Origin of the sequence: Streptomyces sp. 35G-GA-8 (genome assembly GCF_023534745.1) — a bacterium.
Lineage (GTDB): Bacteria > Actinomycetota > Actinomycetes > Streptomycetales > Streptomycetaceae > Streptomyces.
The window spans coordinates 73676-89160 of sequence record NZ_JAMHJQ010000017.1 but is presented as its reverse complement, the minus strand read 5'-3'; the positions used below and the strand labels follow the sequence as shown (position 1 = coordinate 89160).

At 69.9% G+C, this 15485-nt stretch carries 14 protein-coding genes and 1 tRNA gene; 8 read left to right on the top strand and 7 right to left on the bottom strand.

The window, feature by feature from the left end; translation table 11 throughout:
* Positions 1-573: 573 nt before the first annotated feature.
* The 4 genes from M1203_RS32115 to M1203_RS32100 all read right to left on the bottom strand — a co-directional run bounded on the left by M1203_RS32115 (position 574) and on the right by M1203_RS32100 (position 2451).
* Positions 574-1407, bottom strand: a complete 834-nt coding sequence (locus tag M1203_RS32115; RefSeq protein ID WP_249953350.1) for a helix-turn-helix transcriptional regulator — start codon at positions 1405-1407, stop codon at positions 574-576.
* Entirely contained in the window at positions 1397-1918 is a 522-nt protein-coding gene (locus M1203_RS32110; protein WP_249953349.1) for a DUF6879 family protein, read from the bottom strand. Before M1203_RS32110 ends, M1203_RS32115 begins: the two co-directional genes overlap by 11 nt.
* Positions 1902-2108 (bottom strand): hypothetical protein, encoded by a 207-nt coding sequence (locus M1203_RS32105; protein ID WP_249953348.1) that lies wholly within the window; start codon positions 2106-2108, stop codon positions 1902-1904. Before M1203_RS32105 ends, M1203_RS32110 begins: the two co-directional genes overlap by 17 nt.
* A gap of 268 nt (positions 2109-2376) precedes the next feature.
* Positions 2377-2451 (bottom strand) — tRNA-Cys (locus tag M1203_RS32100).
* 208 nt (positions 2452-2659) lie between these two features.
* Here M1203_RS32100 and M1203_RS32095 point away from each other — a divergent pair.
* The 5 genes from M1203_RS32095 (at position 2660) to M1203_RS32075 (ending at position 8998) form a co-directional block, all read left to right on the top strand.
* A complete protein-coding gene (locus M1203_RS32095) occupies positions 2660-4159 on the top strand; it encodes an MFS transporter (protein ID WP_249953347.1) in 1500 nt (499 codons plus the stop codon).
* 131 nt (positions 4160-4290) lie between these two features.
* Entirely contained in the window at positions 4291-5148 is an 858-nt protein-coding gene (locus M1203_RS32090; RefSeq protein ID WP_249953346.1) for an aldo/keto reductase, read from the top strand.
* Positions 5149-5318: 170 nt separating this feature from the next.
* Entirely contained in the window at positions 5319-7106 is a 1788-nt protein-coding gene (locus tag M1203_RS32085) for a DEAD/DEAH box helicase (RefSeq protein ID WP_249953345.1), read from the top strand.
* Positions 7107-7446: 340 nt separating this feature from the next.
* Positions 7447-8088 (top strand): IclR family transcriptional regulator, encoded by a 642-nt coding sequence (locus M1203_RS32080; protein WP_030355108.1) that lies wholly within the window; start codon positions 7447-7449, stop codon positions 8086-8088.
* 121 nt (positions 8089-8209) lie between these two features.
* Positions 8210-8998 carry a S16 family serine protease gene (locus M1203_RS32075; protein ID WP_249953344.1) on the top strand — a complete coding sequence of 263 codons (789 nt, stop codon included), beginning with the start codon at positions 8210-8212 and terminating at the stop codon, positions 8996-8998.
* Positions 8999-9040: 42 nt separating this feature from the next.
* Here the strand turns inward: M1203_RS32075 and M1203_RS32070 are convergent, their stop codons facing one another.
* Positions 9041-10018, bottom strand: a complete 978-nt coding sequence (locus M1203_RS32070) for an NAD(P)-dependent oxidoreductase (RefSeq protein WP_283959256.1) — start codon at positions 10016-10018, stop codon at positions 9041-9043.
* A gap of 141 nt (positions 10019-10159) precedes the next feature.
* On the opposite strand from M1203_RS32070, the gene M1203_RS32065 reads away from it, so the two are divergent.
* On the top strand, positions 10160-10522 hold the full coding sequence (locus M1203_RS32065; RefSeq protein ID WP_249953342.1) for a helix-turn-helix domain-containing protein: 363 nt from the start codon (positions 10160-10162) through the stop codon (positions 10520-10522).
* Here M1203_RS32065 and M1203_RS32060 read toward each other — a convergent pair.
* Complete coding sequence (locus tag M1203_RS32060; protein ID WP_249953341.1) at positions 10509-11006, bottom strand: Lrp/AsnC family transcriptional regulator; 498 nt, start codon at positions 11004-11006, stop codon at positions 10509-10511. The two genes, M1203_RS32065 and M1203_RS32060, sit on opposite strands and share 14 nt — an antisense overlap.
* Before the next feature lie 156 nt (positions 11007-11162).
* Here M1203_RS32060 and hppD point away from each other — a divergent pair, with 156 nt between their 5' ends.
* Positions 11163-12302 carry a 4-hydroxyphenylpyruvate dioxygenase gene (hppD, locus tag M1203_RS32055; protein WP_249953411.1) on the top strand — a complete coding sequence of 380 codons (1140 nt, stop codon included), beginning with the start codon at positions 11163-11165 and terminating at the stop codon, positions 12300-12302.
* A 139-nt stretch (positions 12303-12441) separates the two neighbouring features.
* On the opposite strand, the gene M1203_RS32050 is transcribed toward hppD, so the two are convergent.
* Positions 12442-13974, bottom strand: a complete 1533-nt coding sequence (locus M1203_RS32050) for a hypothetical protein (protein WP_374404499.1) — start codon at positions 13972-13974, stop codon at positions 12442-12444.
* A 98-nt stretch (positions 13975-14072) separates the two neighbouring features.
* Between M1203_RS32050 and M1203_RS32045 the strand changes: the two genes are divergently transcribed.
* A complete protein-coding gene (locus tag M1203_RS32045) occupies positions 14073-15440 on the top strand; it encodes an FAD-binding oxidoreductase (RefSeq protein WP_249953340.1) in 1368 nt (455 codons plus the stop codon).
* The last annotated feature ends 45 nt before the right edge of the window (positions 15441-15485 follow it).

Below are 15485 nucleotides of genomic sequence, written 5' to 3'. Positions count from 1 at the left end.
ACACGGGGGTGCCCCTGCCGTCCGCCACGAGATCGGCGTACGACAGGGGCCGTTCAGTCGGCCACGGAGGCTACTTGCCCTCGCCGCCTTGCGGGGCGGGCTCTCGGGGGGCCTCAGGGGGCATGGGGCCTCCGTCATGCTTCCCGCTGTCCGCCTCGGCGGTTACCTCCATGTCACCGGGGTGCTTGAAGGGGACTCCGCGCCACCCTCCAGCGTCGGGTGTGCGCGTCTCGTACCTGTCGACGGCAGCAACGCTCATCCACGAACCTCCTCTTTCGCGAGAGGCCATGCCGCCGTACTGTCGATGGCATGGCCCGTGGCCGCGGAGAGTCATCTCCGCGGGCTGGTCACCCGCCCTGGCGCTCGACCTGTCCAGGGTTTCCACCGCCGGGGCGGGAGCTTCTTCAGTGGACGGTCGCCTCGAACCGGGACCGCCCTTCTCGTGAGCCTCAAGCTTGCCGGCGACGATTTCAGCCGCCGCCCATATCTGCCCCTCCGAGACTCCTTGACCGGAATCAAAGATAAAGGCAGCTGACGGGCCTTCCGGTCAGTATTCCTGTTGTCGGGTAAGAATCATGAGCGGCATGTGTCGGCCCACTCGGACAATTTTTCACGGCATCGCTCTCCGAACAAGGAGTAGCGTTCGAACACGGAGAACTCATCAAGATATGCGGAGACGTCTCGGTGGTCTCGAAAAACCATCGCTCCCGTCTGTGTCTCCACTGTGGCTATCCGAGTGTCATAGACGGTGAAGGTATTCAATGGGGCCACCGGTATATGGCTGTCCAGAGCGATGACCCCGAGTCGGACATTCGGCAGCAAGCTGATCGATGCAAGCCGGTCCATCTGCATGGCCATGGCCGGTGCGGGGAGAAACGGCCATCTGACAGCCTGTTCGGTCAGGATGAACGTGAAACGCTTCGACGCGTCGTAAAGAATTGATTGTCGTTCCAGCTTCTTGGTGATCGTCTTTCCGTGGTCTCCGGGGATGTGGGCAAGGCTCGCCCTCACATATTCGGGCGTCGCGAGCAGGCCAGTCACCATGGACAGAAGGAAATACCGAAACTCTTTGGAGGTCCGCTCGAAGCCGACCAGCTCATTCTGCTTCTTCTCCAGCCCCGTGCGACGTTGCGACCAGACGTCCTGCCATTCGGTGTTCGCCGTGCGAGCAAGGGCCGCTACCCGTGTGACAAGGTCGGGCGGAGCATCCAAGGCTCTGAGGATCAGTTCTACGTCAACGAGGCTCGGCGTCAGCTTCGAGCTCTCAATGTTGCTGATCTTTGTCTGAGACATATTGCAGCGCTGAGCGAGCCGGGTCTGAGTGATCTCGGCTCGCTTGCGGAGTGTCCTGAGTGTGTCGGCTAGGTCCGCTCTGGACTGTCCTAGCTCTTCCGGATCAAACGTCAAGGCCCTTCACGTACTCCTCAAAGGGCACCGACTCGGCCAACGCGATGCGCTGATACCCGAGGTACGGCGTTACGTCACCCTCGTACACTTCCCGACCGATCTGCGTGCCGTCCGTCTCATAGTGCATGAGGACGACTTCCTTCTTGTCGAACATCCAGAAATCTTGGACGCCGGCCAGGGGGTTATCCCGTCCGGTCACGTCCATGATCCGAATATCTTCGCCGGCCCACACGTGCGGCCGGTAGTACATGAACTCGTACTGGAGGTACGTGGAGAGGGGGCGGGTGACGATGTGAACGCGCCCTTTGCTCTTTCCTTCGCCCCGTACCCTTCTCAGATCTTCGGTGTAGTCGTTCGAGTGTGTGTGAGGGTTGATGCGCTCACCCGCCAGAAAGGCGCTGATCTCGTCTTCTTCCTGTGGGACGTTGTAGGCGGGCATGGTCTCAAGTCGCCACGCCTCGCTCCCGAAGTCCCGGAACCTTTGCTGCCACGCTTCACCAGCCAAGAGCACGAACAGCCTCCTTGAGAATCGCTTCCGGAATTTCTACCAGGGCCTCTCCCTGTGGGGGCTGGAAAGCATGGGACAGGTCGCCCTGAACGACAATGGAGCCGCTTGCGGTCCGGTAGACGTTGGGGCAGTCGTTTTGATTGCATTCCCCGTTGCCGCTACCGGTAAGTCGGGTGAGTTCCTCGCGCGCCATGACGAAACCCCTTGTGTTCGGCCCCTGTTGAGGCTCTTCAACACGACGGTACGAGCGCTGATCCTCGACCGTCCATGTGGCAACGCCAATATTCGCGTAGTCGGGTAAAGATCTTGATGGGCGCCCCGTAGGCGCCCGTCGGCGGTCGCAGGCCCGAGGGGAAACGGCACGAGACCCTGCGGGCCTCGACCGGGCGCGGGTGGGCCGAGGACACGGCCCATGACATGAAAGCGGCCGCCCGGCGATTCCGGGCGGCCGCTTTCGGACCTGGAGGCCGTGGCGGGAATCGAACCCACGTAACTCGCTTTGCAGGCGAGCCCCTGAACCACTCGGGCACACGGCCGTGCCTTGACTTCTGTTCACGACCGTAGGTCCGCCGTGCGCGGGGCTCAAGGTGTCCGGGCGGGCCGCAACGCGACTGCCACACTCCGTTCACGGTGGGCCCGTCGGCGAGGGTGGGGACGGGGCCGGGGCGGCGTACGTCCAAGGGACCAGATCCGATCAGCCTTACGACAGGGCCGAATCAGGACTGTGCCCCTTACTCTGAGACCATGACCGCCCTGGACCCACGCGACGCGGATGTCGCTCCCGCCGACATATCCGCCGTGGCGGACCCCCTACGGAAGTCCCCGGCCCGCGACCAGGGCGGCGCCCCTGAGCAGGGCGGGGTGCTGGGGCCCGAGCATCGGGCGCTCAGTATCGGCATCGTCTCCGTCGTCCTGCTCATCGCCTTCGAGGCGACCGCCGTCGGTACCGCGATGCCGGTCGCCGCGCGGGAGCTGAACGGGATTCCGCTGTACGCCTTCGCCTTCTCCGCGTACTTCACCACCAGCCTCTTCGCCATGGTGCTCTCCGGCCAGTGGGCCGACCGCAGCGGGCCGCTCGCGCCGCTCGCCACCGGTATCAGCGCCTTCGGGGCCGGGCTGCTGCTCTCGGGCACGGCGGGCACCATGTGGCTGTTCATCCTCGGCCGCGCCGTCCAGGGCCTCGGTGGCGGGCTGGTCATCGTCGCGCTCTACGTCGTCGTCAGCCGGGCCTACCCGGAGCGGCTGCGGCCCGCGATCATGGCCGCGTTCGCCGCGAGCTGGGTGATCCCCTCCGTCGTCGGACCGCTCGCCTCCGGCACCGTCACCGAACACCTCGGCTGGCGCTGGGTCTTCATCGGCATCCCGGCCCTGGTCGTGCTGCCGCTGGTGCTCGCGCTGCCCGCGATACGCCGCAAGGCGTCGGGGCCCGCCGATGCGGAGGGGCCCGTCCCGGCGTTCGACCGGCGCCGGATCCGGCTCGCGCTCGGGATCTCGCTGGGCGCGGGGCTGCTCCAGTACGCGGGGCAGGCTCTGCGCTGGCTCTCGCTGCTCCCGGCGCTGGCCGGTGTCGCGTTCCTCGTCCCCGCCGTTCTCGGACTGCTGCCGGGCGGCACCTGGCGCGCGGCGCGCGGGCTGCCCTCCGTGGTGCTGCTGCGCGGGGTCGCCGCAGGCGCCTTCATCGCCGCCGAGAGCTTCGTACCGCTGATGCTCGTCACCCAGCGCGGGCTGTCGCCGACGATGGCCGGGCTCTCGCTCGCGGTGGGCGGCGCGACCTGGGCGCTCGGCTCGTACGTGCAGTCCAGGCCGCGCCTGGAGCCGTACCGCGAGCGGCTGATGGCGGGCGGGATGGTGCTGGTCGCCCTGTCGATCGCGACCGCGCCGAGCGTGCTCATCGCGTCCGTACCGGTGTGGATCGTCGCGGTCGCCTGGGCGTTCGGCTGTCTCGGCATGGGCGCCGTGATCGCCTCCACCAGCGTGCTGCTGCTCAAGCTCTCGGCGCCGGAGGAGGCGGGCGCCAACTCCGCCGCGCTCCAGATCTCCGACGGGCTGTCGAACGTGCTCCTGCTGGCCGCGGGAGGCGCGGCGTTCGCGGCCCTGGGCGGCGGCGCGGTGGGCGGCCACGCCGTCTCGGCCGCGTCGGGCGCCGGGGGTTCCCATCCGGCGGCCTTCGCCGCGGTGTTCCTGCCGATGGCGGTGGTGGCGCTGGTGGGGGTGTGGGTGGCGACGCGTATACGGACGCGCTGAGCGCGGCGGACGCGCTGAGCGCGGCGGATACGGGCCCGTGGTGTACGCGTACGGGCCTGCCTGTAATGCCCGCCTCTCGCCCAACCGCCCTGTTAGCGTTGACCCTTGACCGAGGGGGCGGGAGCGGCGCGATGACAGCGACCACGTTTCGTATCGGCGGGGACCTGAGCGTACGGCGGCTCGGGTTCGGCGCGATGGGGCTGCCGACGGAGCCGGGCCCGGCCCGTGAGGTCTCCCTCGGCGTCGCCCGGCGGGCCGTCGAGCTGGGCGTCACACTGATCGACACCGCCCATCTGTACGGCGGGGGAGCCAACGAGGAACTCCTCGCCGAGGCCCTGCACCCCTACGCGGACGGGCTGCTCGTCACCACCAAGGTCGGCGTCGCGCGATCGGCCGAGACGGGCGAGTGGCGGCTCGACGGCCGCCCGGACGTCCTGCGCGACCAGGTCGAGAACGCCCTTCGCCGGCTGCGCGTCGAGCGGCTCGAACTGCTCCAGCTGCACCGCCTCGATCCGGAGGTGCCCCTCGCCGACCAACTCGGCGCGCTGCGGGAGTTGCAGACCGCGGGCAAGGTGGGCCGGCTCGGGCTGTCCGAGATCACCGTCGCGGAACTCGAACAGGCGCGGGAGATCATCGACGTCGTGTCCGTGCAGAACCGCTACAGCGTGCTCGACCGCGAGCACGAGTCCGTGCTCGTGGCCTGCGAGGCGGCGGGGATCGCCTTCCTGCCCTGGCGCCCCGTCGCCTGGGGCACATCGGGCGCCGACCCCGAGATCACCGCCGTGGCGGCCGAGCTCGACGCCACCCCCACACAAGTCGCGCTCGCCTGGCTCCTCGACCGCTCGCCGGTCATCCTCCCGATCCCGGGCACCGCCCGGATCGATCATCTGGAGGAGAACGTCGCCGCGGCGGACCTCCGGCTGACCCCGGCCCACCGCGACCGGCTCGCCGCTCTCGCCCCTCTCGACCGGCCCGCCGATCCGTCGTAGCGCCCCGCCCCGCCGTACGGAATGTGGCGCCCGTCGCACCTGGCCGCTCCCCGTCCGATTCGTACCGGGACCGCGTCGCGCCACCGGTAGGGTGGCCCGGTTGTCGTACGTACCCGCCCCACCCAGCCGTACCCGCCCCACCCAGCCGACCCGCGCCCGAACCGGAGACCGTGACTACTACAGCCTCCTCCCACCACCTCTCACCCGCCTTCCCCGGCCGCGCCCCCTGGGGCACCGCGAACAAGCTGCGTGCCTGGCAGGAGGGAGCGCTCGGCCGCTACTTGGAGCAGCAGCCGCGTGACTTCCTCGCCGTCGCCACCCCCGGCGCCGGGAAGACGACCTTCGCGCTGACGCTCGCCTCCTGGCTGCTGCACCACCATGTCGTCCAGCAGGTGACCGTCGTCGCGCCGACCGAGCATCTCAAGAAGCAGTGGGCGGAGGCCGCCGCGCGGATCGGCATCAAGCTGGACCCCGACTACTCCGCGGGGCCGGTGAGCAAGGAGTACGACGGCGTCGCCATCACCTACGCCGGCGTCGGGGTGCGGCCCATGCTGCACCGCAACCGGTGCGAGCAGCGCAAGACCCTGGTCATCCTGGACGAGATCCACCACGCGGGCGACTCCAAGTCCTGGGGCGAGGCCTGTCTTGAGGCGTTCGAGCCCGCGACCCGGCGGCTCGCGCTGACCGGCACGCCGTTCAGGTCCGACACCAACCCCATCCCCTTCGTGGCGTACGAGGAGGGCCCCGACGGCATCCGCCGCTCGGCCGCCGACTACACCTACGGGTACGGCAACGCCCTCGGCGACGGCGTCGTCCGGCCCGTCATCTTCCTCAGCTACAGCGGCAATATGCGCTGGCGCACCAAGGCAGGTGACGAGATCGCGGCCAAGCTCGGCGAGCCCATGACCAAGGACGCCGTCTCACAGGCCTGGCGCACCGCGCTCGATCCGCGCGGCGACTGGATGCCCAATGTGCTGCGCGCCGCGGACCAGCGGCTCACCGAGGTGCGCAAGGGCATCCCGGACGCCGGCGGTCTGGTCATCGCGACCGACCAGGACTCGGCGCGCGCGTACGCCAAGCTCATCCGCGAGATCACCGGATCGAAGGCGACCGTCGTCCTCTCCGACGACACGGGCGCGTCGAAGCGGATCGATGACTTCAGCGAGGGCGACGACCGTTGGATGGTCGCGGTCCGGATGGTGTCGGAGGGCGTCGACGTACCGCGTCTGGCCGTCGGTGTGTACGCCACCACCATCTCGACCCCGCTCTTCTTCGCGCAGGCCGTGGGCCGTTTCGTACGTTCACGGCGGCGCGGCGAGACTGCGTCGGTCTTCCTGCCCACCATCCCGGGGCTGCTCGGCTTCGCCGCCGAGATGGAGGTCGAGCGCGACCACGTACTCGACAAGCCGAAGAAGAACGGCGAGGAGGACCCTTACGCCGAGTCCGAGAAGGAGATGGCGGAGGCCGAGAAGCAGCAGGACGAGGAGACCGGCGAGCAGGACATGCTGCCCTTCGAGGCGCTGGAGTCCGACGCCGTCTTCGACCGGGTGCTCTACGACGGCGCCGAATTCGGTATGCAGGCCCACCCGGGCAGCGAGGAGGAGCAGGACTACCTCGGTATCCCCGGGCTGCTCGAACCCGACCAGGTGCAACTGCTCCTCCAGAAGCGGCAGGCGCGGCAGATCGCGCACAGCCGCAAGAAGCCGGACGCCGAGGCGGATCTGCTGGAGCTGCCCGCCGAGCGGCGTCCCGTGGTGTCCCACAAGGAGCTGCTGGAGCTGCGCAAGCAGCTGAACACCTTGGTCGGCGCGTACGTCCACCAGAGCGGCAAGCCGCACGGCGTGATCCATACGGAGCTGCGCCGGGTGTGCGGCGGGCCGCCGAGCGCCGAGGCGACGGCGGGGCAGATCCGGGAGCGGATCGCGAAGGTACGGGAGTGGGCCACCCGGATGCGGTGATGCCGTGGAGATATCCGGCGGACGCCGTAGTGGTGATCGAGAGAGGTCGTAGGGATTTCGGAGCGCCGTGACCACGGCCATGGGCCGATGGCGGGCGCTTCGGGGTTCATATCCGTCCGGTATGGCGTGAATGATCGAACCAATTCCGCGTTCTGCGGGATTTTGTCCGCGAATAGGGATCAACTCTCTTTCTGTGCCCGGATTCTGGACGAGGTCTTCCGCTGAGCGGTGTCCGTGGTTAGTGTCCCCGCAATGTAAACGCTCCGTGGCAACTCCGCCGCGTAGCGGAGCCGGTGGTACCGAGGCCCGCCGGCGGCCTCACTCCGAAGGAGAAGGCGTCGTGACCGCGGAGACCTCCCAGACGCTCGACCGGGGACTGCGCGTCCTCAAACTGCTCGCCGACACCGATCACGGCCTGACGGTCACCGAGTTGTCCAACAAGCTCGGTGTCAACAGGACGGTGGTCTACCGACTGCTCGCCACGCTCGAACAGCACGCCCTGGTCCGCCGCGATCTGGGCGGCCGGGCCCGGGTGGGCCTCGGCGTGCTGCGTCTGGGCCGCCAGGTGCATCCCCTGGTACGGGAGGCCGCCCTGCCCGCCCTGCGCTCGCTCGCCGAGGACATCGGCGCCACGGCGCATCTGACGCTGGTGGACGGGGCGGAGGCGCTGGCCGTCGCGGTCGTGGAACCGACCTGGACCGACTACCACGTCGCCTACCGGGCCGGCTTCCGTCATCCGCTCGACCGGGGCGCCGCGGGCAAGGCGATACTCGCCGCCCGGCAGGCCGCCCTCACCGAGCCGCGCTGCACCCTCACCCACGGTGAGCTGGAGGCCGGTGCGAGCGGGGCCGCCGCCGCGCTGATCGGGGTGACCGGGATAGAGGGCAGCGTGGGTGTGGTGATGCTCGCGGACGCCGTACCCGAACGGGTGGGGCCGCGGGTCGTGGACGCGGCCCGGGAAGTGGCGGACGCGCTGCGCTGAGCCCTGGCCGGGTGCCGGTCCGGCCGGGCGGCCGGTCCGGCCTGTCGCGCCGCCCGGCCGGACCGGCCGCCCACGAGCACACCGTCCCGCGCGCCGGATCGCGCCAGATAGATTGACACCCGTGTTCTCTCGTCTCTCGCGCCCCGGCGCCCTCGCCCTCTGCGCCGTCCCGGTCGTCGCCCTGTTCGCCGTGGTCGGGGCCGCGCCCCTGCCGTACTCCGTGGCACAGCCGGGGATGACCGCGGATGTCCTCGGCACGGACCAGGGCCGGCAGATCATCACGATCAGCGGGGCGCCCACCAGGAAGACCGAGGGACAGCTGCGGATGACGACCATCGTGGCGACCGGCCCCTCCGCCGATGTCGACTTCGGCGATGTGATCGAGGGCTGGTTCCGTACGGACCGCGCCGTGCTGCCGCGCGACGCGGTCTACCCGTCCGGCGAGTCCGACAAGGAGATCGAGCGGCACAACACCCAGGACATGGTGAAGTCCCAGAACTCCGCGACCGAAGCCGCCCTCGGCCTGCTCGGCAAGGATCCGAAGACCGTCGACGTCGGCCTCCATCTCGCCGATGTCGGCGGCCCCAGCGCCGGACTGCTCTTCGCCCTCGGCATCGTCGACAAACTCGACGGCGACGGCTCGGGCGGTGATCTGACCGGTGGCCGCAAGATCGCGGGTACGGGCACGATCACCGGCGACGGCGAGGTCGGCCCGGTCGGCGGAGTGTCCCTGAAGACCCAGGCCGCGGGGCGCGACGGGGCCACGGTCTTCCTCGTCCCGAAGGCGGAGTGCGGCGACGCCCGGACCGAGCTGCCGAAGGGGATGCGGCTGATCCCGGTCAGCACGCTCAAGGGCGCGGTGTCGGCGCTCCGGGCGCTGGAGCGGGGCGGCGACGTCCCCAGCTGCTGACGCGTTCCCGCTGCCGTCGGTGTCCCCGGCCCGCCGCCGACGTCAGCCGGTGCTGTCGGTGCTGTCGTCGCTGTCGGCGGACGTCAGCAGGTCGACGAGCCCGGTGAGACCCTCCGCCCCCGCCTCATGACCGCCTTCCAGCGCCTCCGGCCCCGCGAGTCGGCGCTTCATCAGGTCGAAGTACGGGGTCAGCAGCTCAGGGCTCACCCCCTGCTCGTGCGCCGTCCCCACGAAGGTCTTCACCCCCGCGACCTGCATGGCCAGGTTGGAGGCCACGTCCGACGTGTAGTCGCCGCTCTCCAGCTGCCCGGCGATCTGCTCGACCACCGGGGACATCGACATCAGCCAGCCGGTCAGCAGCGGGGTGAACTCCTTCAGTGAGATCCCCGCCTCCCCGCGCACCAGCGCGAAGGCGTGGGTGACGCCCGCGAGCATGCCGTACATCCCGCTCAGCAGCGCCACGTCCTGGAGTGCGGCATGACCGGCGTTCGCCCCGACATAACGCGTGCCGACCGGCACCGCCAGAGCCACCCGGTGCGCGTCGAAGAGTTCGGGCGATCCGCTGTAGAAGACATAGCCGCCGGCCTCGGGAATCCCGACCATCGGCGGTACGGCCATGATCCCGCCGCTGAGGAAACGGGCCCCGCGTGCCGCGGCCCACTCGCCGCGCGCCCGCGCCTGCGCCGGGGTCCCGGTGGTGATGTCCACCAGGTCCTTGCCGGTCAGATCGGCATCCTCCAGCGCCGCGCCGACCGAGGCGTCGTCCAGCAGACAGGTGACGACCAGCGTGTTCGCGGCCACCGCCGCGGCGGCGCTCGCGGCGGGCGTGGCGCCCTCGGCCACCAGGGCGTCGGCCCGGCCCGGCGTACGGTTCCAGACGGTCACGGAGTATCCGGCGGCGAGCCAGGCGCGGGCGAAGGCCGTACCCATGGCCCCGAGCCCGAGCAGCGAGACGGAACGGGAAGAGGCAGAAGAAGAGAAAGAGGCAGAGGAAAGTGCGTCAGAAATGTTGTCGGTCATGACGAATAAGCTGGTCGACAACCCGGGGACCGACAAGTACGCACTCCGAAGTGGGTGGTTCCCCCGAGGTATGTGACCAGGTCGGACCGGAGAGACCGAAGAGAGACCGAAGAGAGTCCGAAGAGAGGGAGGCCGAGCACGATGGCGACCGTCGGCAGGCCGGGCGCGCCCGACGCGTATCACTGCGGCATCGACGCGGCCATGGATGTGATCGGCGGAAAGTGGAAGGTGCTGATCCTCTGGGCGCTGGACGAGAGCCCGCGGCGCTTCGGTGAGCTCCGCCGGATGCTCCCCGGCGTCACGGAGAAGGTCCTCACCAGCCAGCTGCGTGAGCTGGAGACGCACGGCATCGTCTCCCGTGAGGTGTACGACGAGATCCCGCCGCGTGTCGAGTACGCGCTGACCGGACGTGGTGTCGCCCTCGGGGCCGCCCTCGAACCGCTCGGCCTGTGGGGCCGGGAGCACGTCCTGGGGAGGACCCCGCGAAGGGTCACCCCTTCCTGATGAATCCCTCCCCGGCGGAGTCCTCGGCCGCCTGCTCCACCAGCGGGATGATCCGCAGCGGTACGGGGTTCTCCATGACGATCGCGGTGGCGGCCCGCACGATGCCCTCGAAACCGACGACCCGGTCGATCACCCGCTGCAGATCGGCGTTGGAGCGGGCCACGAGACGGCAGAGCATGTCTCCCTGACCCGTGGTGGTGTGCAGTTCGAGCACCTCGGGGACGGTCGCCAGATGGGCCCGTACATCATTGCCCTGGCCCTGCTTGATCTCCAGCGTGGCGAAGGCGGTCACGGGGTAGCCGAGGGCGGCCGGATCCACGGTCGGGCCGAATCCCCTGATCACCCCGTTCGACTGGAGCCGGTCGATCCGCGCCTGCACCGTGCCCCGGGCCACCCCGAGCCGGCGCGATGCCTCCAGCACCCCGATCCTGGGCTCGCGCGCGAGCAGCACGATCAGCCGGCCGTCGAGTCCGTCGATGCTCATGGTCCGCTCCCCAAGGCGTTGCCAGATCAAACGTAGTCATCCTGTGCAGATAGCCCCGCCATTCTCGCCTTCCGCTCTACATATTGCCCAGCGAATCAGAGAACTGTTGCGCACCTTGTGGAACGGCGGGAGTCTGAGGCCATGGCTGACACCTCGATGCACATCGATACCGCTCCCCACACCCCGCGCGAGGCCGACCCCTTCCCGGTCAAGGGAATGGACGCGGTCGTCTTCGCCGTCGGCAACGCCAAGCAGGCCGCGCACTACTACTCCACGGCCTTCGGCATGAAGCTCGTCGCCTACTCCGGACCGGAGAACGGCAGCCGCGAGACCGCGAGTTACGTCCTCACCAACGGGGCGGCCCGCTTCGTGTTCACCTCCGTCATCAAGCCGTCCACCGAGGGGGGCCGCTTCCTCGCGGACCATGTCGCCGAGCACGGCGACGGCGTGGTCGACCTCGCGATCGAGGTGCCGGACGCGCGTGCCGCGTACGCGTACGCCACCGAGCACGGCGCCCGCGGCATCCAGGAGCCGTACGAGCTCAAGGACGAGCACGGCACGGTCGTCCTCGCCGCGATCGCCACATACGGCAAGACCCGCCACACCCTCGTCGAGCGCTCCGGGTACGACGGCCCGTATCTGCCGGGCTTCGCCGCCGCGGCCCCGATCGTCGAGCCCGCCGCCAAGCGCACCTTCCAGGCCATCGACCACTGCGTGGGCAATGTCGAGCTCGGGAAGATGAACGAGTGGGTCGGCTTCTACAACAAGGTCATGGGCTTCACGAACATGAAGGAGTTCGTGGGCGACGACATCGCCACCGAGTACTCCGCGCTCATGTCGAAGGTCGTCGCGGACGGCACGCTCAAGGTGAAGTTCCCGATCAACGAGCCGGCGATCGCCAAGAAGAAGTCGCAGATCGACGAGTATCTGGAGTTCTACGGCGGGGCCGGCGTCCAGCACATCGCGCTCGCCACGAACGACATCGTCGCGTCCGTACGGGCGATGCGGGCGGCGGGTGTGCAGTTCCTCGACACCCCGGACTCGTACTACGACACGCTCGGCGAGTGGGCGGGCGAGACGCGGGTGCCCGTGGAGACGCTGCGTGAGCTGAAGATCCTGGTGGACCGCGACGAGGACGGGTATCTGCTGCAGATTTTCACCAAGCCCGTCCAGGACCGGCCGACCGTCTTCTTCGAGATGATCGAGCGCCATGGCTCGATGGGCTTCGGCAAGGGCAACTTCAAGGCGCTCTTCGAGGCGATCGAGCGCGAGCAGGAGAAGCGCGGCAACCTCTGACGGAGCGCGTTTGACGGAGCGCGTGACGAAACGCGAAACGCGAAACGCGTGACCGAACGCGCGACGCGCGACGCACGACGCGTGCCGGGGCCGACGGCCGGCCCCGGCACGCGTCACACCGTTTCCGGCGCCCGGACGCTCAGACCTGCGGCGGGGGCGACAGCTCCCTCCGCTCCAGCGTGGGCTTCTCGGGCCCCGAGCCGTAGAAGTCCCTCGGCCCGCCCTCCTCCGGCTCGCCAAGCGCCTCCAGCGCCTCCCGGGCCTTCGGCGCCAGCAGCGGCGAGAAGTGCGGATCGGTCCGCAGGGCCTCCTCGATACGGCGGCGGGCCGGACCGTACATCTCCAGTGACCGCTCGATCTCCCCGCGGTGGTACGAGAACAGCGCGCTCCGCCGCCCCGGCTCGGTCGCCTTCGTCGCGTACACCAGCGCCTCGCGCGACTGGCCCGCCCGGTACAGCGCCCAGCCCAGCGCGTCCGCGACCTCCATGCTCCGGTGCGACCGCGCCCACTCCGCGCGCAGCCGCGAGACCGCCGCCTGCGCATCGCCGTGGTCGGCCTCGAAGCGGCCGAGGACCAGTTCCTCGTTCACCCCGTTGCCCCGCGCGCGCTCGGCCCGTTCCCGCAGCGTCTCGTACTGCGTCTGGGCGTCCCCGTCCAGCCCCAGCGAGTCGTACAACTCGCCCAGCTCCAGGGCGTATTCGGGCCGGGGCAGCTTGGCGAGCGCCGACTGGTAGTCGCGGGTCGCCTCCTCCGTCCTGCCCAGCGAGGCCAGCGCCCTCGCCCGTCCTGCCAGTGACTGGGCCCGGCCGCGCACCGCCGCCAGCGCCGCCTCGTGGTGGCCCAGCGCCTCGGTCGGCTCGCCCCGCTCCCAGGCCAGCTCGCCCAGCGTGTCCAGCGCCTTCGCGCGCTCCGCGGGCGATCCGGCGTGCGCCGCCGCCTCGGTGGCCTTGGCCAGCGCGTCCTCGCGCCAGCCGCGGTCGCGGTACACCTCGGCGGCGCGGATCAGCACCGGCGCGCCCGAGTGCAGTTCGCGCAGCTTCTCCAGCGCCCTGCCCGCCTCCTTGTAGTCGCCCAGACCGGTGTACGCGTCGATCAGCACCGGATACGACGTCCACGCTTCGGGCCGCTGGGCCCGTACCGACTCGCCCCACCGTTTGGCCGCGACGAAGTCATGGCGCGCGTTGGCCAGCGAGGCGAGCCCCACTAGCGCCTCCGGGGTGCCCGTCACAGCGCCCTTGCCGGGCTTGGCGTCCTCCGCGCCCCCGCCGTCCCCGCCGGACCCCGTGTCCTTCGCCGGCGCCTCGCCGGAGCCGCCCCGGGTCACCGCCAGCGACCGCTGGAGCGCCCGGTCGGCCATCGGGTAGTACGCCGGATCCGCCGCCGCGACCCCGCGCTCCACATACGCCGAGCCGAGCACCGCCCATGCCTGTCCGTCCTCCGGGTGTGTCCGCAGCCAGCTCTCCCGCTCGCGGATGAGCGCGGTCAGATCCGACAGCGCGGCCGGCGCCCCCGCGCCCACCGCGGCCATCGCCCGCGCCTCGGGGCCCAGCTCGGCCGCCCCTTTGTCGTCGGGGACGAACAGCAGCACACCCCCGACGAGCACCGCCCCCACCCCGGCGGCCAGCGCCGCCCTTCTGACCTGTCTGACCTGCTCCGTTTTCATGGCGTTCATGGCGATTACTGTGCGTCAATATGAAGAGCACACCGCTGTTTGCCGTTGTGGATCGCAGACGGGTTCACACCGATGGCCCCGGATGCGAGTCTGGGATCATGGACGATCTCCTCGCACAGCTGCGGGCCGGGCTCCCCGCCGAAGCCCTGATCACCGATCCTGACGTCACGGTCTCCTACGCCAACGACATGGCCAGCTTCTGCGAGGCGGGCACCCCCGCCGTGGTGGTGCTGCCGCGCACGGTCGAGCACGTCCAGCATGTGATGCGCACGGCGACCGCCCTGCGCGTCCCCGTCGTCCCGCAGGGAGCCCGTACGGGGCTGTCCGGCGCCGCGAACGCCTCGGACGGGTGCATCGTCCTCTCCCTGACGAAGATGGACCGGATCCTGGAGATCAACCCCGTCGACCGGATCGCCGTCGTCGAGCCGGGTGTCATCAACGCGGCACTCTCCCGCGCCGTCGGTGAACAGGGCCTCTACTACCCGCCGGACCCGTCCAGCTGGGAGATGTGCACCATCGGCGGGAACATCGGCACCGCGTCCGGCGGGCTGTGCTGCGTCAAGTACGGCGTCACCGCGGAGTATGTCCTCGGCCTGGAGGTCGTCCTCGCCGACGGCCGGCTTCTCAGCACCGGCCGCCGCACCGCAAAGGGCGTCGCCGGTTACGACCTGACCCGGCTCTTCGTCGGCTCGGAAGGCAGCCTCGGCATCGTCGTCAAGGCCGTGCTCGCGCTCCGGCCACAGCCGCCCCAGCAGCTCGTCCTGGCCGCGGAGTTCGCCTCCGCCGCGGCCGCCTGCGACGCCGTGTGCCGGATCATGGAGCGCGGTCACACGCCGTCACTCCTCGAACTCATGGACCGTACGACCATCCGCGCCGTCAACGCGATGGCCAACATGGGCCTCCCCGACACCACCGAGGCGCTGCTGCTCGCGGCCTTCGACACCCCCGACCCCGCCGCCGATCTGGCCGCCGTCGGGGAGCTGTGCACCGCGGCCGGCGCCACCGAAGTGGTCCCCGCCGAGGATGCCGCCGAGTCGGAACTGCTGCTCCAGGCCCGCCGGCTGTCGCTCACCGCGCTGGAGACCGTCAAGTCGGCCACCATGATCGACGACGTGTGCGTGCCCCGCTCGCGCCTCGCCGAGATGCTCGACGGCACGGCGGCCATCGCCGGGAAGTACGACCTGACCATCGGCGTCTGCGCCCACGCGGGCGACGGCAACACCCATCCCGTCGTCTGCTTCGACCAGGCCGACCCGGACGAGTCACGGCGGGCCCGGGAATCCTTCGACGAGATCATGGCGCTCGGTCTCGAACTCGGCGGCACGATCACCGGCGAACATGGTGTCGGTACCCTCAAGAAGGAGTGGCTGTCGCGCGAACTGGGGCCGGTGGGGCTGGAGTTGCAGCGGGGCATCAAACGGACCTTCGACCCGCTGGGCCTGCTCAACCCGGGAAAGCTCTTCTGAGGCCGCCGCGCGCGTGACCGCCCCCGCGCTCCCCGCGCGAGACGG

Coding starts and splice junctions, on each gene's coding strand:
- M1203_RS32105 (WP_249953348.1), bottom strand. CDS start 2,108: ATGGCGCGCGAGGAACTCACCCGACTTACCGGTAGCGGCAACGGGGAA.
- M1203_RS32095 (WP_249953347.1), top strand. CDS start 2,660: ATGACCGCCCTGGACCCACGCGACGCGGATGTCGCTCCCGCCGACATA.
- M1203_RS32090 (WP_249953346.1), top strand. CDS start 4,291: ATGACAGCGACCACGTTTCGTATCGGCGGGGACCTGAGCGTACGGCGG.
- M1203_RS32070 (WP_283959256.1), bottom strand. CDS start 10,018: ATGACCGACAACATTTCTGACGCACTTTCCTCTGCCTCTTTCTCTTCT.
- M1203_RS32065 (WP_249953342.1), top strand. CDS start 10,160: ATGGCGACCGTCGGCAGGCCGGGCGCGCCCGACGCGTATCACTGCGGC.
- M1203_RS32060 (WP_249953341.1), bottom strand. CDS start 11,006: ATGAGCATCGACGGACTCGACGGCCGGCTGATCGTGCTGCTCGCGCGC.
- hppD (WP_249953411.1), top strand. CDS start 11,163: ATGCACATCGATACCGCTCCCCACACCCCGCGCGAGGCCGACCCCTTC.
- M1203_RS32050 (WP_374404499.1), bottom strand. CDS start 13,974: ATGAACGCCATGAAAACGGAGCAGGTCAGACAGGTCAGAAGGGCGGCG.
- M1203_RS32045 (WP_249953340.1), top strand. CDS start 14,073: ATGGACGATCTCCTCGCACAGCTGCGGGCCGGGCTCCCCGCCGAAGCC.